This window comes from Pannonibacter sp., from assembly GCF_051860505.1.
In the GTDB taxonomy this organism is placed as follows: domain Bacteria; phylum Pseudomonadota; class Alphaproteobacteria; order Rhizobiales; family Stappiaceae; genus Pannonibacter.
In genome coordinates this window covers 191,449-213,533 of sequence record NZ_JBHYDX010000003.1, presented here as the reverse complement: position 1 = coordinate 213,533, position 22,085 = coordinate 191,449, and the positions used below count along the sequence as shown (strand labels likewise).

Genomic DNA, 22,085 nt, shown 5'->3' with positions numbered 1-22,085 from the left:
AAAGCGTTAACGCGCCGATACGGCTGGGTCGGGGGCCCGGCCCGCAAAACCTTGCATTCCCCGGTGTCTTGCGCGCAAGCTTTCGCAAAATGCCAGCAGGTGCCTTTACCTCTGTAAACAAACTCTTGAAATCAAAAAGAAAATGACCCGCGGCGCTTAACTTCGGATTTACCAAGACCGGTAACCATGAACCTCGAAATTGCGTGAGGTTTTGCGTCGCAATGACTGTTCTGCGTACTGGGGTGTCCTCGCGGACACCCCTTAAAACCCGATCGACCGCCGCGACAGCCCCTGCGAGCTTTTCCCGCTCGCTGGACGCACTGGACCCGGCTGCCCAGCCCTCGTGGCTGAACACCATCCTCAAGGGCGACTGTGTCGCTGCCCTGGAGAAGCTGCCGCCGAAGTCGGTGGACCTGGTCTTTGCCGATCCGCCCTACAACCTGCAGCTTGGCGGCGATCTGCACCGGCCGGACCAGTCGAAGGTGGACGCCTGCGACGACCACTGGGACCAGTTCGCCAGCTTTGACGCCTATGATGCCTTCACCCGCGCCTGGCTGATGGCGGTCAAGCGTGTCCTGAAGAAGGATGGCTCGATCTGGGTGATCGGCTCCTACCACAACATCTTCCGCGTCGGTTCAATCCTGCAGGATCTGGGCTTCTGGATCCTCAACGACATCGTCTGGCTGAAGTCGAACCCGATGCCGAACTTCCGCGGCAAGCGCTTCACCAATGCGCATGAGACGATGATCTGGGCTGCGCCGTCACGCGAGGCCAAGTACACCTTCAATTACGATGCGCTGAAGACCTTCAACGACGACCTGCAGATGCGCTCCGACTGGCAGCTGCCGTTGTGCACCGGATCCGAACGCCTGAAGGGCGAGGATGGTCAGAAAGTGCATCCGACGCAGAAGCCGGAATCGCTGCTCTACCGGGTGCTGACAGCCTCGTCCAAGCCGGGCGACGTGGTGCTCGATCCGTTCTTCGGCACGGGCACCACCGGCGCTGTTGCCAAACGGCTGGGCCGGCGCTTCGTCGGCGTCGAGCGGGAGGACGCCTATATCGAGGCCGCCCGCAAGCGCATCGACGCCATCGAGGCCGGGAGCGGCGCGAGCCTGGACATGCAGAAGGGCAAGCGCGCCGAACCGCGCATCCCCTTCGGCTCGCTGCTGGAGGCCGGCTTGCTGGCCCCAGGCACCGAACTGACCTGCCCGAAAGGCAAGCATCAGGCCGTGGTGCGGGCGGATGGCTCGCTGCTCAGCGGGTCGCATTCCGGTTCGATCCACAAGGTCGGAGCGCTGGTCCAGGGGGCCGAGGCCTGCAACGGCTGGACCTTCTGGCACATCAACGACAATGGCGCGCGCAATCCGGTCGATGACTTGCGCAAGCTTCTGAGATCCCGTCTGGCGGAATGACATCAGGCCGATGCGGCGCCTGATGTGACGGGGAAGGATTGGCCACAGTCCTCGCCTGTCCGTCACTCCTCCGGACGCGGACATTCGCGTCCCCGCGAATTGCCAAGGACACCCCCGGCTTCGAGAGAGCCGGGGGTGTTTTGTCTTGATACGGCACACTGCCAGAAGACGGCTCACGGATCGTCCGACTGCGCGTCCTCCTGATCAACCCGCCCCGTGCGGCCGATCAAGGAGTGAACCATGCCGACCCAGACCCCCGTTTCGCTGATCAAGCCCCTCAACCGCCTGTTCGGCAGCATCGACATCACGATTGCACCGAACAATGCGAGCATGTCGTTTGGCGCGCAGCAGTTGCCCAGCACTTACTACATGGACGATGCCAATGCGTTCCTGCGGCTGCGTCCGCTGCACCGCTCCGGCTTTGGCATGTTCGAGCGACCCACACGCGTGGTCGGGCTCTATGTCGGCAACTGGGATGGAAACGCCAGCTACCAGACCAACTCACAGAGCGCGCAGGTCATCTTCCGCAATCTCGGAAGTACGGCGACGGATATCCGGACAGCGATCCAGAACCTGGTTGCGGGTCAGACCCTGACAACGGCCCAGCTCATCACCCAGAACACCACCAATCCGGCGCAGCAGATCGTCAATCAGGTGGTCTACATCAGTGACGGTGCGATGCAGGGCACGATCTGGGGGGGCAATGCGGCGGTGACGGCGAACCGCTATCAGCCGATGTGTGTCGTCGACGCGACAACGATCAACGACCGCGCCCACACCGGACATGCCTTCGCGACCCGTCCGCTGGTGGAGCAGTTCTACGCCATGTACTACCCCGGCCTGCTCGACCAGATGATGCGGCTCGGCTACTCGGCGCAGTCGCTTGCAATCGCCATCGGCGCAAACGGCCTGCCGGTCACCGAGCCGGTCACCACCGACCGTGAATATTTTCCGCGCTCCGCCTTCAGCGACAACCGCCAGCGCCAGCTCGAGTTCATGTGCCGTTTCTTCGGCAGTTTTGTTTGAGTTTGAGGGCCTGAGGCCTTGTTGCCGTGAGGACGGGCGTCACGAGAAGCCCGGACCGTTGTTGCAACCTTGCAGCCCCTATGCCTTTCGTGAGCAGGGCTATCACTTATGCAGCCAGACGGTTTTCGAGGCATCTCAGCCCCCCTCCCCCTCGTGGGGAGGGGTTTGGGGGTGGGGGGAAGCGGACTTCAATCCAGGCTACAAACATTCTTTACTCGGTTTGCTTGAGACGCTTGGTGAGCTGTTGGCCGCCCGAGCCCCCCCACCCCTTACCCCTCCCCACGAGGGGGAGGGGGGCTTCGACGCCTCGACAACCGGCTGGCCAACTACGCGATCGCCCTGCCTCGTGGAGAGGACAGCTGGGAGATAGCCCGTTCGGGCCCCCTTCCCTCACCCGAAGGCGACAAGGGCCTTGCGGCGGCGGCCGATGGCAAGGGTCAGGCGGTCGTTGGCGGCCAGATCCCCCGGCGAGATGCGGCGGCGCGGGTCATCAACGGTTGATCCGTTGAGGCGGACACCACCGGCCTCGACCAGACGCCGGGCCTCGCCATTTGACTGAGCAAAGCCGGCCGCGACGACCAGTTCCAGCAGGCCGAGACCATCGGCAAGGCTTGCCAATGGCAGCGTGTGGGTCGGCTCAGCGGCTTCCTCATCGTCAGAGAACAGCGCCTCACCCTGTTCGAGCGCGCCGCGAGCGGCAGCTGCGCCATGCACCAGGGCCGTGACCTGCGTCGCGAGGATCTTCTTCGCCTCGTTCAACTCTGCCCCCTTGAGGGCCGACAACCGCGCGACCTCGTTCAGCGGCAGCTCGGTGAAAAGGCGCAGGTACTGCGCCACATCCGCATCGGCGGTGTTGCGCCAGAACTGCCAGAAACCGGCCGGCGACAGCTTGTCCGGATGCAGCCAGACGGCGCCGGCGGCGGTCTTGCCCATCTTCTGGCCATTGGCGGCGGTAACCAGCGGCACGGTGAGGCCGAAAAGCTGGCGGCCATCGCGGCGGCCAAGATCCACGCCATTGACGATGTTGCCCCACTGGTCGGAACCGCCGATCTGGAGCGTGCAGCCGTGCCGGCGGGCAAGCTCCAGGAAATCGACCGCCTGCAGCATCATGTAGCAGAACTCCAGCACGGTCAGCGGCTGTTGCGCTTCCAGGCGCGTGCGGACGCTGTCGAAGCTCATCATGCGATTGACGGTGAACTGGGTGCCGTAGTCGCGCAGGAATTCGAGGAAGCGGAATTCGGTCAGCCACTCGGCATTGTTGACGAGCAGCGCCCCGTCGGTCCCCTCCAGATCGAGGATGCCCTCGATGGACCGGCGAATGCCGGCCATGTTGTCCTCAATCTGCGCCTCGGTCAGCAGCGGCCGACTGTCGTTGCGGAAGCTCGGATCGCCGACCAGCGTGGTGCCGCCGCCAAGCACAGCGATGGGCTGATGGCCGAGCTTCTGCAGCCAGCGCATGGTGACAAGCGGAACCAGATGGCCGACATGCAGGCTCGCAGCCGTGGCATCAAAGCCGGCGTAAAAGGTCACCGGTCCGGCGTCAAAGGCAGCATCAAGCCCCTCAAGATCCGTGGTCTGGTTGACGAGGCCGCGGTCGAATAGGACGCGCAGGGCTTCGGACTTCAGACGCGTGGCGCGACCGGTGGTTTCATCGACATGCTGGGTCATTCTGGTCTCCTGGCCACGCCAGGGACCTTGAACCATGCAAGCCGCCTGACGCGGCGGCTATGTGGTTCATCTCATGCTGTTTGATAGTCGAGCAGGATCGAACACGGCCGCCTAGAAGGGCGCCGTAAAATAATAGACCGATACAAACGTGGTCAGGTTCCTGCTCATGAGGCTGTGATGCCCGCTCGTTGCCCCGCTGTCAAGCCACGGGTGCCGCTGAAATCCGGATGCCCTCCGCGATGAGCTTTGGTTGCAACGCCTGCCAATCTGCCGGTACGGATGCGAGAACCGCCTCGTCGAGAATTTCGACCTTATAGCCCCGTGCCGCCGCCCCCCGCGCTGTCAGCTGCACGCAGTGGCAGGCATCGAGGCCGGCAAGCCGCACGGAACCGACCTTGAGACGCTCGAGATGGGCGGACAGGTCCGGAGCTGAAAAGCCGTCGCCGAGATGCTTGACGATGTCGACCACCTCGCCTGACTGAATGTCCGGGTCCAGCGCCAGTCCCGTGCGACCGGGATTTCCCGCGCCGCCAAGCGCGAGGCGAGCCGCAAGACGCGCCGGCCAGCCCCGCCAGATATGGCGTAGCACGATCACCGGTTCCCCCAGCTGTCGGGCTTCCGCTGCAAGCGCATTGACATGCGCAATTGTCCGGGCCCGGTCCGCTTGGGAATAGGCCCCCTTGCCAGTGCGGCGGGTGAAATCCGGCTGCAGGTCAATCAGCAGCAAGGCACGGGCCGGGCGCGTTGACGGATCGATGGCCGGCCCGGATGTTGGCTGGCTGATGGCCGACAACGAGCGGGCGGCATACCAGATCATTCCGGCGGCGCCTGCTCCGAAGCCAGCTGCGGCAATAATCCAGGGTTCCATGCGCATCTCCCTCTGCTTGTGCGGTCGAGGCGATCCGGCGTGATCGCTTCGCTGATTTTCAGGCCAGCGGCCTTGGCGCGTCAGGATCGTCCTCATAGGCGCCGAAGCCCTCGACAAGGGCTGTCATCACCCGCAAGGCAGCCGAAAGGTCTGCGCCCTCCAGCCGGTCCGCGATATCGGCGAGACGCGCCAGCTCGCGGGTGTGAAGCTCTGCGAAGGCCCTCCGGCCCTGGTCCGTCAGCGCGAACAGCGGCGAGCGGCGATGTGCCGGGTTGGGGCGTTTCTCCACGTATCCCTGCTGTTCGAGCGAATCCATGACCAGCTGCACCTGTTGCCGGGCCAGGAACAGAAGCCGCGCGGCACCGGCGACGCTGAGTGGCCCGGTCTCGGCCAGAAGCTCGAGTACAGCCCGCCCGCCGAGGGAGAGGCCCGTGCCATCCAGATGCGCGGCAACCGATCGCGCCAGTCGGCGATGGGCCGGGCGGATCAGACGAATGAAGTCATAGAGGCGGGCAGCCGCCTGATCGGGGGTCGTCTCAGTCATGGCCTTAATAGACATTAAAATTGTCATTTTGACAATATAATTGTCATTCTATCTAAGACAGCTTGTTACCAGCTGCGACAAGTTGCGACGAAACGGCGCAGCCGGCGCTGATAGAGTGCCTGTGGGCAGACGGACATGGCTGGGGGCGGCCATGCGAGGGAGTTGAACCGCATGAAACGGATCTGTCTGGCCGCAGCTGGCCTGTCGCTCGTCCTCTCGGGCGCAATCTTCGGTTTCTTCTATGCCTGGGTCTGTTCGACCATGTGGGGGCTGGATGCAGCAGACCCGCGCATCGCAATCGCCGCGATGCAGGCCATGAACGGCTCTGTCCGCAATGCCGTCTTCGCGCCGGCGTTCTTTGCCACGCCGGTGGTACTGGCCCTGACCGGGCTGCTGGCCATGCGGCTGAAGGCGCGCGGTGCCGGAGCTGCCTTCCTGGGAGGGGGGCTCTTGTACTTTCTGGGTGGCCTGGTTCTGACGATGCGCTTCAACGTGCCGATGAACGAGGCCCTGGCGCTGGTCCGCGTACCGGACAGCATCGAGGAGGCCCACGTGATCTGGCAGGCTTACTCCCCCACCTGGCAGGCCTTTAACCAGACCCGCACCGTTGTCAGCGGCTTGACCCTCATCGCCACCGGCTACGGCATCTGGCGCCTCGGGCGTGACCTGCCGCGCGACTGAGGCTGAATGGATCTGCCGAGATTCCGTTCAGGTTGACAAATTAGGTCATTTGTCCTAATTGAACTTAGGACAAATGACCTAATGAGGCATGACGTGGCGGGCAAGCAGACGCGGGACGAGATTGTCGCGGCAGCCGACCGGCTGTTCTATGAACGCGGCTTCGAGGCGACGTCCTTTGCCGACATTGCGGCGGCAGTGCAGATCTCGCGCGGGAATTTCTATTACCACTTCCGCACCAAGGATGAGATCCTGACGGCGGTGATCGCGCGCCGGGTCGCCGACCGCGAGGCGCTGCTCCGCCACTGGGCAGAGGAGCTGCCGCCGCTAGACCGCATCGAACGCTTCATCGGCATCCTCATTGCCAACCAGAGCAAGATCATGGCCTACGGCTGCCCGGTCGGCACGCTGGCGACCGAGCTTGCCAAGCTTGGTCATGCGGCCCGCGATGACGCGGCGCATCTGTTCACGGTCTTCCGCGACTGGTTGCGGTGTCAGGTCGAGGCGTTGGGTGTTGCCGAGCGCGCCGATGACATCGCCCTGCACCTGCTCATGCGCAGCCAGGGCGTGGCGACGCTGGCCACCGCCTACAAGGACCCCGAATTCATCCGGCGCGAAGTCGAGGACATGCGCGCCTGGTTGCAGCAACACCTGCCGGGGCCATCCGATTGACGATGGCTTTTCCCCCTGCCCTCAGACACAGGAGCCTTGCGATGTACGCTGTCTTTCTCACCTTCGGACCGAACCGCAGTTCCGCCTCGAGCCATATGGCCGGGCACAATGCCTGGATCAACGACGGCTTTCGTGACGGTGTCTTCCTCATGACAGGCAGTCTGGTTCCCGGCCGGGGTGGTATGGTGCTGGCGGATGGCCTGTCCCGCGCTGCACTGGAAGCGCGGGTTGCCGATGATCCCTTTGTGCGGGAAGGCGTGGTGACCGCCGAGATCCACGAAATCCAGCCGTCACGGCTGGACGACCGCCTCGCATTCCTGGCGGGATGAGGCGCGTGCCTTATCCCTCGCATTTACGCGCCGGTAATCGTAGTTCGTGCAATCCGGCGCTTCAGATCACACTTCCGCTTGTCACGCGTTCCAATCAGTGCAGCCCAAGCTGCAAGCGATGGTCATCATGACCGCACAAGGAGCCGGGCAATGACGGACACCACCCCGCGCAACATCATCTATGCGCTGCGCCAGAGCACGCCGATCACCGGGATCGTCGGCAGCGACTTCACCCATGTCATTCTCAGCTTCCTGCTGCCGCAGGTAAACGGAACCGTGGTGCCCAGCAGCGAGCTGCAGCATTTCATCGCCGATCCGAACACGATCAGCCAGCTCAAGGAAGGCGGCAAGCGCAAGGTGATGGTTGCCATCGGCGGCGGAATCGTGCCGGACGGCGGCTGGAAGGGGATGGCACAGAACCTCCAGGTGGCCGTTGCCTCGATCATCAACTTCCTCAACGCGAACAAGTTCGATGGCATCGACATCGACTATGAAGACACCGATGCCATCACTTCCCCGTCGACGGCAGGCTATGATCCGGCGGCGTTTCTGGCGGGCCTGTCCAACCTGCTGAAGGCAGAGCCCGGCTTTGCCGGCCGGCTGATTAGCCACGCGCCGCAGCCGCCCTATCTCTACCCCGGCGCTTACGCGTCCTATCCTCAAGGCCCCTATCAGGCGGTGATGGCCGAGGGCGGCGCCTCGATCGACTGGCTCAACATCCAGTACTACAACAATCCCTGGTATGTCGGGACGTCCACGACCGATCAGGCGCAGAAGGTCGCCGGAATCAGCGGCGGCGGCTTCCCCTCCAGCATCATGAACCTGTCCAAGACGATTGCACCGGGCAAGCTGGTGCTGGGCCGGATCACGTCGACGTCGAATGGCGGGTCGGGCTATCTGGATGCCGAGGATACGGCCAGCGCGCTGGTCACGCCGCTGACGCAGTCGCTGGGAGCGAAATTTGGCGGGGTAATGGGCTGGCAGTTCTCGCTGTCGTCACAGACCAGTGCCAATGCCAACGCCTGGGGCAGCACGATGGCCGCCGCAATGAAGCGCTGAGGCAGGGAGGGAATACGACCGGACTTGCGGAAGCCCCTCAGTGCCCCTCCCCCTCGTGGGGAGGGGTTGGGGGTGGGGGGACGGACTTGAAGCCCGCGATGATCGACTTTTCTGGCAGAGCGTTGCCGCGAGCCAGACTGTTTTAAACGGAAGGTTTCCCGTGGTCTCCCCCTACCCCTTACCCCTCCCCACCAGGGGGAGGGGCGCTGAGAGGCCGCGGGTTTGATTGCTGAAACGCCGAAACAAAAAAGCCCCGAAGCGGTGATGCTTCGGGGCTTTCTTGTCTTGGGCCTTGCCTGAACTTACTCGGCGGCGGCCGGGGTGACCATGGCCGGGACCGGGTCCTGATAGGTCAGGATCGGCGCGCGGGCGGCGCGGGTCTCGTCGAGGCGGCGGCGCGGGGCGAGGTAAGGCGCGCCGGTGAAGCGCTCCGTCTCGCCGCGCTTGGCCGACAGGACGAGGTCCCGCAGCGTGGCAACGAACAGGTCGAGGGCTGCCCGGCTTTCGGACTCGGTCGGCTCGATCAGCATCGCGCCATGCACCACCAGCGGGAAGTACATGGTCATCGGGTGATAGCCCTCGTCGATCATCGCCTTGGCGAAGTCGAGCGTGGTGACGTCGGTGTCCTTCAGGAAGCTGTCGTCGAACAGCACTTCGTGCATGCAGGGGCGCACGCCGAACGGCAGGGTCATCAGGTCCTGCAGGCCGACGCGGACATAGTTCGCGTTCAGCACCGCATCTTCCGACGCCTGGCGCAGGCCGTCCGAGCCATGGCTCAGCATGTAGGCCAGCGCGCGCACGAACATGCCCATCTGGCCATGGAAGGCGGTCATGCGGCCGAAGGGCTTCTCACCGTCCTTGAGACCGGCTTCCGTCTCGACCATTTCCAGACCCGAGGCCGACTTGCGCACGAAGGGCAGCGGAGCGAACGGGGCAAGACGATCCGACAGGACCACCGGACCGGAGCCCGGGCCACCGCCGCCATGCGGGGTGGAGAAGGTCTTGTGCAGGTTGATGTGCATCGCGTCGATGCCGAGATCACCCGGACGGGCCTTGCCGACGATGGCGTTGAAGTTGGCGCCGTCGCAGTAGAAATAGGCGTTGGCCTCGTGGATCGCGGCGGCGATTTCCATGATGTCGCGCTCGAACAGCCCGCAGGTGTTCGGGTTGGTCAGCATGATCGCGGCGATGTTGCCGGCGTTGTCGGCAATGGCCTTCTTCACCGACGCAAGGTCCACGGTGCCGTCTTCCTTGGCGTCGATGGTGACGACCTTGAAGCCGAGCAGCGCGGCGGTAGCCGGGTTGGTGCCATGGGCGCTTTCGGGAACCAGCACGATCTTCGGATCACGGCCGGCGGCGATATGCGCGGCCTTGATCGCCATCATGCCGCACTGTTCGCCATGCGCGCCGGCCTTCGGGCTCATGGCGACGGCGGAGGTGCCGGTCAGTTCCATCAGCCAGTCGCCCAGCTCCGAGATCAGCTCGACGGCGCCCTTGACGGTCGACAGCGGCTGCAGCGGGTGGATGTCACCGAAGCCCGGCACGCGCGCCATCTTCTCGTTGAGGCGCGGGTTGTGCTTCATGGTGCAGGAGCCGAGCGGATAGAGGCCGCTGTCGATGGCGTAGTTGTTGCGCGACAGGCGCACGTAATGACGCATCGTCTCCGGCTCGGACAGGCCCGGCAGGCCGATGCCCGACTTGCGCGCATGGGCGCCAAGCTCGGCCTCGAAGGCTTCCGGCTCGTCCAGATCGACGCCGGTCACATCCAGACGGCCGATCTCGAACAGCAGCGGCTCTTCCATGTCGAGCGCGCGGTTGCCGGTGAAGGTCTTGGGACGGAATGCAGAACCGGCATCGCCGGCGGCCGTCGGACGGCCCTGGGTGTTCATGCTCATGCCAGCACCTCCTTGAGGGCGGCTGCAAAGGCAGCACGATCTTCGTCGGTGTTGATTTCGGTCGAGGCGACCACGAGAAGGTTGGCAAGGTCCGCCTTGCCCGGCTCCAGGCGCGACACCGGCAGGCCGGCGATGATGCCACGGGCCGCAAGCGCCTCAACGACGTCATGCGCCGGCTTCGGCAGCTTGACGGTGAACTCGTTGAAATAGGCCTTGTTGAGGACTTCGACGCCGGCAATGGCTGACAGCTGCTTCTTCAGCTTCACCGCATTGGCGTGGTTGATCCGGGCCAGACGCGTCAGGCCGGCTTCGCCGAGCAGCGTCATGTGGATCGTGAAGGCCAGCGCGCAGAGGCCGGAGTTGGTGCAGATGTTCGACGTCGCCTTCTCGCGGCGGATGTGCTGCTCGCGGGTAGAGAGGGTGAGCACGAAGCCGCGCTTGCCTTCCGCATCCACGGTCTCGCCGCACAGACGCCCCGGCATCTGCCGCATGTACTTCTGCTTCGTGGCGAAGAGGCCGACGTAGGGGCCGCCGAAGTTGAGGCCGTTGCCGATGGACTGGCCTTCGCCGACGACGATGTCCGCGCCTTTCGCACCCGGCGACTCGATCAGGCCGAGCGACACGACTTCGGTGAAGACGGCGATGAGCAGCGCACCATGGGCCTGCGCCTTTTCGGCAATCGGCTTCAGGTCGATGATCTGGCCGTAGAAGGACGGCGACTGCACGACGACGCAGGAGGTCTCGCCATCGATGGCGGCGAGGATGTCCTCGGTGCCCATCGGGTCGGCCGGCAGGGACACGACTTTGTCACCGGAGAGGTTCGACAGGCCTTCGACCACGGCGCGGTACTGCGGATGCAGGCCACCGGAGATCACCGCCTTGTTGCGGCGGGTGACGCGGTGGGCCATCAGCACGGCCTCGCCGGTGCCCGTCGAGCCGTCGTACATGGAGGCGTTTGCGACTTCCATGCCGGTGAGGCGGGCGACCTGGGTCTGGAACTCGAACAGGTACTGCAGCGTGCCTTGGGTGATTTCCGGCTGATACGGCGTGTAGGAGGTCAGGAACTCCGAACGCTGGATCAGGTGGTCGACGGTTGCCGGAACGTGGTGGCGATAGGCGCCCGCACCGACGAAGAACGGCACCGAGCCGGCAGCGATATTCTTGCCCGCCATGCGATTGAGGTGACGCTCCACCTCGATCTCGGACTTGCGGGTCGGCAGGTTGACGAGACCCTTGAGGCGTGCGGCCTCGGGGATGTCGGCAAACAGATCATCGATGGATGACACGCCGACGCGCGCGAGCATATCGGCGCGGTCGGTGTCGGAAAGCGGCAGATAACGCATCGTCGGGTGCGTCCTTCTTCAGCGGAACAGGGCGTTTTGTTGGCTCGGTATTGGCTCAGGGAGCCACGAGGCGCACGGGTTCGGGCGCCACGCTGATTTCGCACTTCACCGAATTGGCGATGAAGCAGACCTCATGCGCCTTGTCGTGCAGGTCGGTCAGCCAGGTGGGATCCGGCAGCTCGGACGCGCGAAGGGTGAGCAACGGGCGCAGGGTCACCTTGGTGATGGCCATGCGGCCGGGAGCGATCCGCTCCATCAGCCCTTCGGCCTGATCCTCGTAGGCATCGATCATGAGGCCACCGCGACGGGCAAGGTCGAGGAAGGTCAGCATGTGACATGAGGACAGGGCCGCGACAAGCGCCTCCTCCGGGTCGACCGCCGCTGTCACCGAATAGGGCAGCGGCACGACATGGGGTGAGGACGAGGCCGGCACATCCACGCCGCCGTCGAAGCGCCAGAGGTGACCGCGCGAGTACTTGCCCGGTTTGAAGTCCCCTTCCACGCGCCAGAAGACGCCAGCCTTGTAGATGTGTCCAGTCATGGGATTACAGCGTCTCCACGTAGGCCTTGTAGGACGCCTCGTCCATCAGATCCGCCAACTGGCCCTTGTCGGCGATCTTCAGCTTCACGAACCAGGCTCCGCCTTCCGGATCCTCGTTCACATTGGCCGGGCTGTCCACCAGCGCTGCGTTGGTGGCCACGACTTCACCGTCGATCGGGGCATAGACTTCGCTGGCGGCCTTGACGGATTCCACCACGGCGGCCTCGTCGCCCTTCGTCAGGGCCTTGCCGGTGTCCGGCAGCTCGACATAGACGACATCGCCAAGCTGGCTCTGGGCGTAGTCGGTGATGCCGATGGTGGCGGTGTCGCCGTCAACGGCGATCCACTCGTGATCCTTGGAGTAGTAGGTGGTCATTTCGTCAGTCTCCGGAAGTGTCCTGTTCGGATCAGTTGCATCACGCCTTCGGGGCGCGGAAATAGCGGTGCGGGACGATGGGCATCTCGACGACGGTCGCCTCGAGTTCCTTGCCACGCACTAGGAGGGCGAGCTTGGTGCCGGGGGCCGCATGGGCGGCCGCGACATAGCCCATGGCAACAGGCACGCCAGCCGTCGGGCCGAAGCCGCCGGAGGTGACGATGCCAACGGTGTCGCCGCCCGGAACCTTGATCTCGGCGCCTTCACGGGCCGGGGCGCGGCCATCGAGCTTCAGGCCGACGCGCTTGCGGGCCGGGCCCTCGGCGAGTTCGCGCTGGATGCGGGCAGCTCCCGGGAAACCACCTTCCTCGCGGCGGCGCTTCTGCAGGATGAAGGTGATGTCGCCTTCGACCGGCGAGGTGGTCTCGTCGAGGTCATGGCCGTAAAGGCACAGACCGGCCTCAAGGCGCAGGCTGTCGCGGGCACCAAGGCCAATCGGCTTGACGCGCTCATCAGCCAGAAGCGCCCGGGTAATCGCCTCGGCCTTATCGGCGGGAACGGACATTTCCACGCCGTCCTCGCCGGTGTAGCCGGAGCGGGAGACGTGGCAGGTGATGCCGTCGAATTCCATCCAGTCGGCGCTCATGAAGGCAAGCTCGGCGGCCTTCGGCGCATGGGCTGCGACGGCTGCGACCGCCTGCGGACCCTGCACCGCGATCAGCGCACGGTCCTCGATCAGCTCAAGACGGACATTGGCCGGCAGAGCGGCACGGATCAGCGGGTAGTCCACGTCCTTGCGCGAGGCATTGACGACGAGGAACAGGCGGCCGTCCTGCGCGTCGGCAACCGGGCGCGTGACCATCAGGTCATCGACAATGCCGCCTTCGGCGTTGAGGAGGACCGTGTAGCGCTGCTTGCCGCGGCCGAGTTCGACCATATTCGACGGCACCAGGGCTTCCAGCGCGCGGGCGGTTGTCTCGTGATCGGGACCGATGAGCCAGGCCTGGCCCATGTGCGACACGTCAAACAGACCGGCCGCCGCACGGGTGTGCTGGTGCTCGGTCATGATGCCGGTGGGGTATTGCACAGGCATGTCGTAGCCGGCGAAGGGCACCATGCGGGCGCCAAGCTCGACGTGCAAGTCGTAAAGGGGAGTGCGCTTGAGATCCGCCGCGTCGGCGGCGTGAGAATCGGTCGTGCCCATCAAAGGTCCTCGTCGCAAGGGTGCCGGAACGGACCGCAAGCGACCCATCCACCACCCCCTCTGTCCGAGTACCTGAGAGATTTCCCGGCAATCGCGCAGGTCTAGTTCCTGCGCAGCACCGGTTACTCCTTCGGTGAGCACGCGGGCATGGGCCTGCGCACTGCTTTCCAGAGCGTCGAAGCGAAGCGGTCCTTTTGCCTGAGAGTTTCCGGGGCGGTTGCTCCTTCGGCGCTGGCGCCCGCGAGCTCTGCCATGCCTGGCAATGCCCCCTCGTCCAGCCTCTCCCGCTGTCGCTTTTTCAAGGGCAAAAGATGCCCCTCACCGACTCGTCACGACCCGAGCCGGCGCGCGGATTGTCTGATTCCGCCCTGCGATTGTCAATACGCGCCGCCGTGCAAGGATTCTTTGCCGGAAAACGGCGGCGTCGTGCGGGTTCAGCGGCGCTTGGCCGGCTTCTGGGGACCTTCGTCAAAGCCGAAGATCAGCCGCTGGCTGCCCTCTGAGCCGGCAGTGAAGGACTCATCGACCAGCGTCCATATTTCGGCCGGAGCGCCAGAACCGACGGTGACGGGGATGGAGAACACCTGCGACTTCAGCGGTGCTTCTTCCGCGCTCCCCGCAATCAGTGACACCCGCACCGGCAGCACGATCTCGCCACCCGGCCAGACCGGCCCCGGAGTGACGCGGCCCGACAAGCCGATCTTGACCTGCACCTGATCGCCGACGCGGATGCATTCGCGGGCCCAGTTCTCGATGCTGGCCTGGTAGAGAAGATGGCGCGGATCGTCCTGCTTGCCCCTCTCGTATTTCATGATCAGGAACGTTTCGGAGCGCAGTTCGAGGCGCGGGCAGTTCGGCTGCTTCTCGAAAGTGCGCGGATCGACCTGGATCGGCCCCTGGCCGGAGGTGACGATGCTGGGCACCATGCCCCCCGTTCCTGAGCTGGGCGTTGCCGAACTCGTGTCATCGCCGGTCAGGCCGCAGCCGGCAACAAGACCGGCCAGACCAAGGGCAAACGCCGCGCGGGACAGGGACAGACGGACGGCGGGGCACCTGGCGTTTAACATGCGATTGTCCACTCGTTCACGATCAAATCGGCCTGTGTCTATATCAGGTCGTCCGGAGCTTGGCGAGCGTTGGCCGGGACGACCGGCAACGGAGTTTACCTTGCAGGCCATTTCACTTGACAGGCACGGGGTGCATCCCTCTATTGCCGCCATGAGCCATGCTCAAGGATCCGACATGACCGAGCCAGCGGGAGCCCATCCGGCTCTGGCAATCAAATTGTGTGCGCCGCGCGGCTTTTGCGCAGGCGTTGATCGCGCCATCCAGATTGTCGAACTGGCCCTCGCCAGGTTTGGCCGTCCGGTCTATGTGCGCCACGAGATCGTGCACAATCGTTTTGTCGTCGATGGTCTCAAGGCCAAGGGCGCCGTGTTTGTCGAGGAACTGGACGAGATCCCGGTAGAGGATCGCGAGCGCCCGGTGATCTTCTCCGCCCATGGCGTGCCGAAGTCCGTGCCCGAAGACGCGCGCGGGCGCAACATGTTCTACCTTGATGCCACCTGCCCGCTCGTGTCCAAGGTGCACAAGGAAGCCGAGATCCATTTCCGCCGCGACCGCGAGATCCTGCTGATCGGCCACGCCGGCCATCCAGAAGTGATCGGTACCATGGGCCAGCTTCCGGCCGGCACCGTGTCACTGATCGAGACCGAGGCTGATGCCCACGCCTATCAGCCGCGCACCGGAATGCCGCTCGCCTTCATCACCCAGACCACCCTGTCGGTCGACGACACCAAGGGCATTGTCGAGGTGCTGAAAGAGCGCTTCCCCGATATCGTTGCCCCGCACAAGGAAGATATCTGCTACGCCACCACCAATCGCCAGGATGCGGTGAAAGTGGTCGCGCCGCAGGTGGACGCGATGATCGTCGTTGGTGCGCCCAATTCATCCAACTCGCAGCGGCTGCGGGAAGTGGCCGAACGCGCTGGTTGCCGCACCTCGGTGCTAGTGCAGCGCGCCTCTGAGCTGAACTGGGACGACTTTGCCGGCATCACCAGCCTGGGACTGACGGCTGGCGCATCCGCGCCGGAAACCCTGGTCGAAGAAATCATCGCCGCCTTTGCCGAACGCTTCACCGTTTCGGTGGAAGAAGTCCGGACTGCGGAAGAAACCATCGCCTTCAACCTGCCGCGCGAGCTTCGCCCCCTGGCGGACGCCGCAAGCGCCAGCGCCGCCGAGTAGCCCGACATGGCCGTCTATACCGAAGTTGCCGACGAAGACCTTGCCGCCTTTGTCGCCCGATACGGCATTGGCCGTCTCCTGTCGTTCAAGGGCATTGCCGAGGGCGTGGAGAACTCCAATTTCCTCGTTCACACCGAGGCCGGGCACTTCATCCTGACGCTCTATGAAAAGCGGGTAAATCCGGACGACCTGCCGTTCTTCATCGGTCTCATGCAGCATCTGGCGATGAAGGGCATCAACTGCCCGCAGCCGCTGGAAACCGAGGACGGCGCCATGCTCGGCTCGCTGGCCGGGCGCCCGGCCGCCATGGTCACCTTCCTGGATGGCATGTGGGTGCGCCGGCCACGGCTGGAACATTGCGCCGCGCTCGGCGAGGCGCTGGCGCAGCTGCATCTTGCCGGCAGCGACTTTGCCATGACGCGCCGCAACGCGCTCGACGTGACCGGCTGGCGGCCGCTCTATGAAGGCTGCGAAGCCGAGGCTGACACGGTGTCGCCCGGCCTTGCACAGGAGCTTGCCGACGAGCTGGCGTTCCTGGAAGGCAACTGGCCGAAGGGACTGCCCTCAGGGGTCATCCATGCCGACCTGTTCCCCGACAATGTGTTCTTCCTCGGCAACGAGCTGTCGGGTCTGATCGACTTCTATTTTGCCTGCACCGATGCCTTCGCCTATGACGTGGTGATCTGCATCAATGCCTGGTGCTTCGAGGCCGATGGCTCGTTCAACGTCACCAAGGCCCGGGCGCTTCTCAACGCCTATCGCAAGATCCGGCCGTTTACGGCGGACGAGTTCGCTGCCTTGCCGCTGCTCGCGCGCGGCGCGGCCCTGCGCTTCCTCTTGACCCGGCTGTATGACTGGCTGCGCGTGCCCCCCGGTGCGCTGGTGACGCCCAAGGATCCAATGGAATATCTCAAGAAGCTCCGCTTCCACCGCAGCGCCCGGTCTGGCCGCGACTATGGTCTGAGCGCATGAGCGAGACCGATGGCGAGCGCGTGGTGATCTACACGGATGGTGCCTGCTCGGGAAATCCCGGCCCCGGTGGCTGGGGTGCGATCCTGCGCTTCGGGCCGCATGAGCGCGAACTGAATGGCGGCGCCGCCGACACCACCAACAACCGCATGGAACTGATGGCCGCCATCGAAGCGCTGAATGCGCTGAAACGGCCCTGCACGGTGGATCTCTACACCGACAGCGTCTATGTGCGCGATGGCATCACCAAGTGGCTGTTCAACTGGAAGCGCAACAACTGGCGCACGGCAGACAAGAAGCCGGTGAAGAACGCCGAACTGTGGCAGGCACTGGACGAGGCGCAGCGTCGGCATGAAATCGCCTGGCACTGGGTGAAAGGGCATGCCGGCCACCCGGAGAACGAACGCGCTGACGAGCTTGCCCGGCTTGGCATGAAACCCTTTCAGCGGGGCCGTGGAGGCGCGGCGGAGACCGGCGCATGATGGCCCTGCGCAAAGAGCCTGCGGCAGCCGGCCCTTCCCCGGGGCACACCCTCTCGCTTGTGCCCGAGGCAGCCCGCTCCGTCCTGATCCTCGCCAATCCGACCTCCGGCAGCTATCGCCCGGCACGGCTGGAGGCCATCTGCAAGGGCCTGACCGACAGCGGCCATGCTGTTTCGCTGCACCTGACAAAGCGCGCCGGCGAGATCGGTGAGATCGCCGCCAACCCCGGCCTTGCCATTGGCGTGCTTGCGGTTGCCGGCGGCGACGGCTCGGTCAATGAGGCCATCACCGGCTTCCAGCAGAATTCCAATCCCCCTGCCCTCGCCGTGATCCCCTCCGGCACGGCCAATGTGCTTGCGGCCGAACTAGGCCTGCCGCGCAAGGCAAAGGCTATCGCGGACATGATCGCCCGGCGGCGATGCGTGCCTCTGCACTACGGTCTCGCCAATGGGCGACCGTTTGTGCTGATGGCATCGGCCGGCTTTGATGCGGAAGTGGTGCATGCTGTACCGCTGTCTCTCAAGCGGCGCCTCGGCAAGCTGGCCTATGGACTGATCGGGGTGGAAGTCGCCTTGTCGCGACAAGGCCAGGACCTCACCGTCGAGGCCGACGGGGCGATCCTGACCTGCCGGCTGGCCATTGCCACCAAGAGCCGCTGCTATGGCGGCCCGTTTGTAGTCTGCCGCGAAGCCTCCGTGACCGAGCCCGGATTGCATCTGGTGACGCTTGCCGAAGACAACGCGCTTTCGGCGCTCCGTTACGGGCTGGCGCTGATGATGGGGCGGCTCGACAAGGCTCAGGGCGTCAAGATTATGCGCGCCGAACGCATCAGCATTTCCGCCGCCCGCCGCGTGCCGGCGCAAGTGGATGGCGATCCGTTCGGCGTCACGCCGCTGACCATCGAGCCAGCCCCGCTGCCAGTCTCCATCATCGTTCCCTGAGCCGGCGCGAAGCCAGGTTGCATGGCATCGCACTGGCGGTGCAGATCGCGGGAAACCTCAACCATGGAGGTCATCCCCGCCTTGTGCGGGGATCCAAAAAGCCGATGCCCCTAAGGTAGCGCGCCTGCAGAGCAAGGCGCCAAATGGATCCCCGCACAAGGCGGGGATGACCGAGGAGGATTTGGCGGCGGCCGCATGTCATGGCTGACTGGCTGGGTGAGCTGGCCCGCCGCGCTCGCGGGGGCCTGCAGTCTCACGCCGGCTGGGCGTCATAGGCCTTGCGGATATAGGCGGTCGCTTCCTCGGCCGACATCGCCTCGCCGAAGAAATAGCCTTGCGCGTATTCACAGCCCAGCTGCAGCAGTTCCAGCGCGTCGGACTCGCCCTCGGCACCTTCGGCCACCACGGCCATGCCGAGGTCGTGGCCAAGAGCAACGATGGACCGCAGGATCACCGGCCGTGCCGCCCTGCCATTCGGACGCACGAAGGACTGGTCGATCTTGATCGTGTCGAAGGGGAAGCGCTGCAGATAACTCAGCGAGGAATAGCCGGTGCCGAAATCGTCCAGCGACAGACCGGCTCCAAGTGCCCGCAGACGCTCCAGAACCTTGGCCGAATATTCCGGATTGGCCATGACGATGGACTCGGTCAGTTCCAGCTTCAAGGTTCCCGGTGCAATATGGCTGCGTGACAGGATCGCCTTGACCTCGTTGATGAGGTCGTGCCGCAACAACTGGCGCGAGGAGATGTTGACCGAGACGAACAGCGGCACCGGCGTGCGGATCTTGTCCTGCCACTCGGCCAGCTGGCGCGCGCTCTTGGTCAGGACATAAAGGCCCAGTTCGTTGATCAGGCCCGACTGCTCGGCAATCGGAATGAATTCGCTCGGCGAAATCTGTCCGCGCTTGGGGTGTTTCCAGCGCGAAAGCACCTCGAAGCCGGCAACGGATTGGTCCGACAGGCGCACGATCGGCTGGTAGAAGACGCCCAGTTCCCCGTCCTTGATCGCCTTGCGCAGATCGCCTTCCAGGTCGATGACATTGCGGCCAAGCGGGCGCAGGATCGGGCGGAACACTTCCTGCCGGTCACCGCCAAGCCGCTTTGCATGGTTCAGCGCGATCTCGGCATCCGTGACCAGCTCTTCTGAAGTTTGCTTGCCGCCATCATGCAGGGCAAACCCGATCGAACAGGTGAGGAAAACCTCGCGGTCGCCATAGGTGATCGGCGCGCGCACAGCCTTGCGCAGTGCGTCGGCCACCTGGGCAATGCGGTCGGCTTCCTGTTCCGACAGAAGGATCAGGCCGTACTGGTCGCCGGTGAGGCGGGCGAGCGCATCCTGCGGCTGGATCAGGCGATCAAGCCGCCGGGCGACGGTCAAGAGAATCGAGTCCCCGGCCGACAGGCCGATGCCATCATTGATCTGCTTGAAGCGGTCGAGATTGAGGATGAGCACCGAAGGTTTGATCGCGCCATCGGCCCGGGCACGGGCCAGGGCAGCGTTCAGGCGGTCCATGAACAGTTCGCGGTTGGCGAGCCCGGTCAGGTTGTCATGCACGGCGTCATGCAGCAGGCGCTCTTCGGCGGTCTTCTGCTCCGTGATGTCGAGCAGCGTGCCAACGCAGCGGATGACTTCGGCATCAGAGCCCAGGATCGGCCGGGCGCGCAGGCGGAACCAGCGGAAATGGCCATCCTCGGAGCGCAGGCGGAAGTCCTGCTGCACCTTGCCGCGGCGCTGGTCGATCACCGCATCCAGCGTGGCACGGAAGCGGTCGCGGTCTTGCGGATGCAGCACATCGAGCCAGTCACGTGCAGGGCCGTCCAGCGTGCCATGACGCAGGCCAAGAAGATCTTCAACCTCATGTCCGGTGTAGATCCGGTCACGGTCAATGTCCCAGTCCCAGATGATATCGCCCGCCCCGGTCAGCGCCAGCGCCCGCCGCTCCACGTCGGAAATCAACCCTTGCACGATGGCGCCTCCGGCAAAGGCATGCTGCATCACCGTGAAGCCGATCAAGAGCACCACCAGCACCAGGCCACCGCCAAGCGCCGGCTGGACGATGTCATTGGCGATGACACCGGTTACGGTCATGGCAGAGCCGACCAGCCAGACGATCAGCAGGAACCAGGTCGGGATCAGCATGATCGCGCGGTCATAGCCCTGCAACGCCAGCACCAGCACGGTGGCAAAACCGATAATGCCGATCATCCCGAGCGCCAGGCGGGCGATGCCGGCAGCAATCGAGGGATCCCAGACCGCGACGCCCAGGAGACCCAGCAACAGGGTCAGCGTCCCAAGCGCCATGTGCGAATAGCGGATGTGCCAGCGGTTCAGGTTGAGATAGGCATAGAGGAAGATGATCAGGCTGGCGGCAAGCATCACTTCGGCCGAAGCGCGATAAAGCTGGTCATCCCCTTGCGTGAGATTGAACACCCGGCTCCAGAAGCCGAAATCGATGCAAAGATAGGCAAGCACCGCCCAGGCAAGCGCCGCAGTCGCCGGGAACATCACGGTGCCCTTGACCACGAAAAGAATGGTCAGGAACAGCGCCAGCAGGCCGGAGATGCCGAGAATGATGCCGCGATAAAGCGTATAGGCGTTGACCGTTTCCTTGTAGGCATCCGGCTCCCACAGGCGGATCTGCGGCAACTCAGGGGTCCGCATCTCGACAACGAAAGTCACGATAGCCCCGGGGTCGAGCGTCACCAGGAAGACGTCAGCCTCAAGGCTCTTCTGCCGCTCCGGGGCAATGCCCTGGCTGGGGGTGATCGAGGCGACCCGGGACTTGCCAAGATCCGGCCAGAACATGCGCGAGCCAACCAGCTGGTAGAACGGCGCCACGATCAGCCGGTCAATCTGCTCGTCGGAGGTGTTGGTGAGCGCGAAAACAGCCCAGTCGCTGTTGATGCCGTCGCGGGAGACCACTTCGATCCGCCGAACGATGCCGTCTGGCCCAGGGGCGGTCGATACCTGCAGGCGCGGGCCAGAGCCACGATAAAGGTCAATGGCGCCAGTCAGTTCCAGCGCCTCGACATCGAGCGGCACCGGGATCGGCTCGAGCGCATGGGCACGCCCGGCAACAAGGAGCGCAAGCACAAGCACCAGGAACACGGCGGCGCGGCGAAGCACATGACTTGCCGGCCCGGAAACAATACCAAGCATGGGCGGAAGAAGTACCGGGTTGCCACCCATGTCACAAGGGGTCTTTCATGACGCTGCCGGTCCATTGTGGGGAGAACGCACCGGTAACCAGCGGGTCATCGGCAAGCCGGGCGAACAGCAGGTGGTCCTGCCACTGTCCATTGATGTGAAGATAGCGGCGTGCATAGCCTTCCTGGACGAACCCGTTCCGGCGCAGGATGCGGATGGACGGCTCGTTCGAGGGAAGGCAGGCGGCCTCGATCCGGTGAAGCTGCAACACGTCAAAACAGAATGGCATGATCAAGGCAACACCCTGGGTCATGTTGCCTTTTCCAGCGAAGGGCGCTCCCATCCAGTAGCCCAGCGAGCAGGCCTGCGACACACCGCGACGGATGTTGGACAGGGTCGCCCCGCCAAGCAACTGGTCATCGCCAACGGAAAACAGGAAAAACGGGTAACTGCGCCCTTCCCGCCGCTCCCCGGCATAGCGCCGCAACCGGCGGCGGAAGGCCGAGCGGGTCAGGTCATCGACCGGCCAGACCGGCTCCCAGGGCGTCAGGAACCCCCGGCTCTCCTCGCGCAGTTCCGCCCATTGCCGATAGTCGGCCATCACCGGTGGACGCAGGTACACCCTCTCGCCCTGCAGCAGCGGCTCGGCTTCCGAAACCCCGAAGGAGCGAAGCAGGGCCATGGCT

General features: G+C 64.4%; 21 protein-coding genes and 2 riboswitches. Of the genes, 10 read left to right on the top strand and 11 right to left on the bottom strand.

Going from position 1 to position 22,085, the window contains the following annotated elements; all coding sequences use genetic code 11:
• The first annotated feature begins 221 nt into the window (after nucleotides 1–221).
• A complete protein-coding gene (locus ACTIFE_RS03600) occupies nucleotides 222–1,412 on the top strand; it encodes a site-specific DNA-methyltransferase (protein ID WP_439527794.1) in 1,191 nt (396 codons plus the stop codon).
• A 240-nt stretch (nucleotides 1,413–1,652) separates the two neighbouring features.
• Complete coding sequence (locus ACTIFE_RS03595) at nucleotides 1,653–2,438, top strand: hypothetical protein (protein WP_439527793.1); 786 nt, start codon at nucleotides 1,653–1,655, stop codon at nucleotides 2,436–2,438.
• 390 nt (nucleotides 2,439–2,828) lie between these two features.
• On the opposite strand, the gene tyrS is transcribed toward ACTIFE_RS03595, so the two are convergent.
• From tyrS to ACTIFE_RS03580, 3 genes are all read right to left on the bottom strand, one after another.
• Nucleotides 2,829–4,106 (bottom strand): tyrosine--tRNA ligase, encoded by a 1,278-nt coding sequence (tyrS, locus tag ACTIFE_RS03590; protein ID WP_439527792.1) that lies wholly within the window; start codon nucleotides 4,104–4,106, stop codon nucleotides 2,829–2,831.
• Nucleotides 4,107–4,305: 199 nt separating this feature from the next.
• Nucleotides 4,306–4,974, bottom strand: a complete 669-nt coding sequence (locus ACTIFE_RS03585; protein ID WP_439527791.1) for a cysteine hydrolase family protein — start codon at nucleotides 4,972–4,974, stop codon at nucleotides 4,306–4,308.
• A 58-nt stretch (nucleotides 4,975–5,032) separates the two neighbouring features.
• Entirely contained in the window at nucleotides 5,033–5,518 is a 486-nt protein-coding gene (locus ACTIFE_RS03580) for a MarR family winged helix-turn-helix transcriptional regulator (RefSeq protein ID WP_439527790.1), read from the bottom strand.
• Nucleotides 5,519–5,689: 171 nt separating this feature from the next.
• Between ACTIFE_RS03580 and ACTIFE_RS03575 the strand changes: the two genes are divergently transcribed.
• The 4 genes from ACTIFE_RS03575 to ACTIFE_RS03560 all read left to right on the top strand — a co-directional run bounded on the left by ACTIFE_RS03575 (nucleotide 5,690) and on the right by ACTIFE_RS03560 (nucleotide 8,256).
• Nucleotides 5,690–6,199: an anthrone oxygenase family protein gene (locus tag ACTIFE_RS03575; protein ID WP_439527789.1), complete on the top strand. Its 510-nt coding sequence runs from the start codon at nucleotides 5,690–5,692 to the stop codon at nucleotides 6,197–6,199.
• Between the two features lie 93 nt (nucleotides 6,200–6,292).
• Nucleotides 6,293–6,868, top strand: coding sequence for a TetR/AcrR family transcriptional regulator (locus tag ACTIFE_RS03570; protein WP_439527820.1), 576 nt, complete (start codon nucleotides 6,293–6,295; stop codon nucleotides 6,866–6,868).
• 41 nt (nucleotides 6,869–6,909) lie between these two features.
• Nucleotides 6,910–7,197 (top strand): YciI family protein, encoded by a 288-nt coding sequence (locus ACTIFE_RS03565; RefSeq protein WP_439527788.1) that lies wholly within the window; start codon nucleotides 6,910–6,912, stop codon nucleotides 7,195–7,197.
• A gap of 150 nt (nucleotides 7,198–7,347) precedes the next feature.
• Nucleotides 7,348–8,256 carry a glycoside hydrolase family 18 protein gene (locus ACTIFE_RS03560; protein WP_439527787.1) on the top strand — a complete coding sequence of 303 codons (909 nt, stop codon included), beginning with the start codon at nucleotides 7,348–7,350 and terminating at the stop codon, nucleotides 8,254–8,256.
• Nucleotides 8,257–8,558: 302 nt separating this feature from the next.
• On the opposite strand, the gene gcvPB is transcribed toward ACTIFE_RS03560, so the two are convergent.
• The 6 genes from gcvPB to ACTIFE_RS03530 all read right to left on the bottom strand — a co-directional run bounded on the left by gcvPB (nucleotide 8,559) and on the right by ACTIFE_RS03530 (nucleotide 14,682).
• Nucleotides 8,559–10,151 carry an aminomethyl-transferring glycine dehydrogenase subunit GcvPB gene (gene gcvPB, locus ACTIFE_RS03555; protein ID WP_439527786.1) on the bottom strand — a complete coding sequence of 531 codons (1,593 nt, stop codon included), beginning with the start codon at nucleotides 10,149–10,151 and terminating at the stop codon, nucleotides 8,559–8,561.
• Nucleotides 10,148–11,494 (bottom strand): aminomethyl-transferring glycine dehydrogenase subunit GcvPA, encoded by a 1,347-nt coding sequence (gene gcvPA, locus ACTIFE_RS03550; protein WP_439527785.1) that lies wholly within the window; start codon nucleotides 11,492–11,494, stop codon nucleotides 10,148–10,150. Before gcvPA ends, gcvPB begins: the two co-directional genes overlap by 4 nt.
• Nucleotides 11,495–11,549: 55 nt before the next feature.
• Nucleotides 11,550–12,035 (bottom strand): OsmC family protein, encoded by a 486-nt coding sequence (locus tag ACTIFE_RS03545; protein WP_439527784.1) that lies wholly within the window; start codon nucleotides 12,033–12,035, stop codon nucleotides 11,550–11,552.
• A 4-nt stretch (nucleotides 12,036–12,039) separates the two neighbouring features.
• Nucleotides 12,040–12,411 carry a glycine cleavage system protein GcvH gene (gcvH, locus tag ACTIFE_RS03540; protein ID WP_439527783.1) on the bottom strand — a complete coding sequence of 124 codons (372 nt, stop codon included), beginning with the start codon at nucleotides 12,409–12,411 and terminating at the stop codon, nucleotides 12,040–12,042.
• Nucleotides 12,412–12,451: 40 nt separating this feature from the next.
• Complete coding sequence (gcvT, locus tag ACTIFE_RS03535; protein ID WP_439527782.1) at nucleotides 12,452–13,615, bottom strand: glycine cleavage system aminomethyltransferase GcvT; 1,164 nt, start codon at nucleotides 13,613–13,615, stop codon at nucleotides 12,452–12,454.
• A 58-nt stretch (nucleotides 13,616–13,673) separates the two neighbouring features.
• Nucleotides 13,674–13,788: riboswitch (glycine riboswitch) on the bottom strand.
• A gap of 3 nt (nucleotides 13,789–13,791) precedes the next feature.
• Nucleotides 13,792–13,913, bottom strand: a riboswitch (glycine riboswitch).
• A gap of 136 nt (nucleotides 13,914–14,049) precedes the next feature.
• Nucleotides 14,050–14,682, bottom strand: coding sequence for a hypothetical protein (locus ACTIFE_RS03530; RefSeq protein WP_439527781.1), 633 nt, complete (start codon nucleotides 14,680–14,682; stop codon nucleotides 14,050–14,052).
• Nucleotides 14,683–14,857: 175 nt separating this feature from the next.
• On the opposite strand from ACTIFE_RS03530, the gene ispH reads away from it, so the two are divergent.
• Genes ispH through ACTIFE_RS03510 form a run of 4 tightly spaced genes read left to right on the top strand, consistent with a single transcriptional unit; the run spans nucleotide 14,858 to nucleotide 18,251 of the window.
• Entirely contained in the window at nucleotides 14,858–15,859 is a 1,002-nt protein-coding gene (ispH, locus tag ACTIFE_RS03525) for a 4-hydroxy-3-methylbut-2-enyl diphosphate reductase (RefSeq protein ID WP_439527780.1), read from the top strand.
• A gap of 6 nt (nucleotides 15,860–15,865) precedes the next feature.
• Complete coding sequence (locus ACTIFE_RS03520) at nucleotides 15,866–16,831, top strand: homoserine kinase (protein WP_439527779.1); 966 nt, start codon at nucleotides 15,866–15,868, stop codon at nucleotides 16,829–16,831.
• On the top strand, nucleotides 16,828–17,310 hold the full coding sequence (gene rnhA / locus ACTIFE_RS03515) for a ribonuclease HI (protein ID WP_439527778.1): 483 nt from the start codon (nucleotides 16,828–16,830) through the stop codon (nucleotides 17,308–17,310). The genes ACTIFE_RS03520 and rnhA overlap by 4 nt, the downstream gene beginning before the upstream one ends.
• Nucleotides 17,307–18,251 carry a diacylglycerol/lipid kinase family protein gene (locus ACTIFE_RS03510; RefSeq protein WP_439527777.1) on the top strand — a complete coding sequence of 315 codons (945 nt, stop codon included), beginning with the start codon at nucleotides 17,307–17,309 and terminating at the stop codon, nucleotides 18,249–18,251. Before rnhA ends, ACTIFE_RS03510 begins: the two co-directional genes overlap by 4 nt.
• Nucleotides 18,252–18,504: 253 nt before the next feature.
• On the opposite strand, the gene ACTIFE_RS03505 is transcribed toward ACTIFE_RS03510, so the two are convergent.
• Both ACTIFE_RS03505 and ACTIFE_RS03500 read right to left on the bottom strand, forming a co-directional pair.
• Nucleotides 18,505–21,411 (bottom strand): EAL domain-containing protein, encoded by a 2,907-nt coding sequence (locus tag ACTIFE_RS03505; RefSeq protein ID WP_439527776.1) that lies wholly within the window; start codon nucleotides 21,409–21,411, stop codon nucleotides 18,505–18,507.
• A 31-nt stretch (nucleotides 21,412–21,442) separates the two neighbouring features.
• Nucleotides 21,443–22,081, bottom strand: coding sequence for a GNAT family N-acetyltransferase (locus ACTIFE_RS03500; protein ID WP_439527775.1), 639 nt, complete (start codon nucleotides 22,079–22,081; stop codon nucleotides 21,443–21,445).
• Nucleotides 22,082–22,085: the final 4 nt, after the last annotated feature.